The sequence below is a fragment of the Nonomuraea marmarensis genome, assembly GCF_043197025.1.
Taxonomy (GTDB): domain Bacteria; phylum Actinomycetota; class Actinomycetes; order Streptosporangiales; family Streptosporangiaceae; genus Nonomuraea; species Nonomuraea marmarensis.
This window is the reverse complement of the sequence record NZ_JBICRM010000124.1, coordinates 1-950: the sequence shown is the minus strand read 5'-3', so window position 1 is coordinate 950 and position 950 is coordinate 1. Positions and strand designations below refer to the sequence as shown.

The 950-nt window shown below is 73.8% G+C and carries 1 protein-coding gene; it reads left to right on the top strand.

The features are described 5' to 3' along the window. The coding region (locus ACFLIM_RS50245; RefSeq protein ID WP_393178040.1) for an HAD-IC family P-type ATPase at nucleotides 1–950 on the top strand (950 nt) is incomplete at both ends.

Sequence of the window (950 nt, the reverse complement as noted above, 5' to 3'; positions counted from 1 at the left end):
GGCGTGGGGGCCGCGTTCACCGCGGCGGTGGCGGTGCTGATCATCGCCTGCCCGTGCGCGCTGGGCCTGGCCACGCCGACGGCGCTGCTGGTGGGCACCGGCCGGGGTGCGCAGCTCGGCATCCTGATCAAGGGGCCCGAGGTGCTGGAGTCGACCCGCGGGATCGACACCGTGGTGCTGGACAAGACCGGCACGGTCACCGAGGGCCGGATGACCCTGGTCGGCATCCATGTCGCCGAGGGCGAGAGGGAGGAGGAGGTGCTGCGCCTGGCGGGTGCGCTGGAGCACGCCTCCGAGCACCCGATCGCCCAGGCCATCGCCAAGGGCGCCGCCGCCCGCGTCGGCGAGCTGCCCGCGCCCGAGGACTTCGCCAACGTCGAAGGGCTGGGCGTGCAGGGCATCGTGGACGGGCACGCGGTGCTGGTCGGACGCCCACGGCTGTTGGAGGAGTGGTCGCAGCACCTCACGCCCGGCCTGGAGCAGGCGCTGCACAGCGCGCAGGCCGCCGGCCGTACCGCCGTCGCGGTCGGCTGGGACGGTCAGGCGCGGGCGGTGCTGGTGGTGGCCGACGTGGTCAAGCCGACCAGCAGGCAGGCCATCGAGCGGTTCCGGGTGCTCGGCCTCACCCCGGTGCTGCTGAGCGGCGATCACGAGGCGGTGGCCAGGACGGTGGCGGCCGAGGTGGGCATCGACGAGGTGATCGCCGAGGTGCTGCCCGCCGACAAGGTCGACGTCGTCAAGAAGCTGCAGAACGAGGGCAAGGTCGTGGCCATGGTCGGTGACGGCGTCAACGACGCCGCCGCGCTGGCCCAGGCCGACCTGGGGCTGGCGATGGGCACCGGCACCGACGCCGCCATCGAGGCCGGCGACCTGACGCTGGTCAGGGGCGATCTGCGGGTGGCCGCCGATGCGATCAGGTTGTCGCGCCGGACGCTCGGCACGATCAAGGG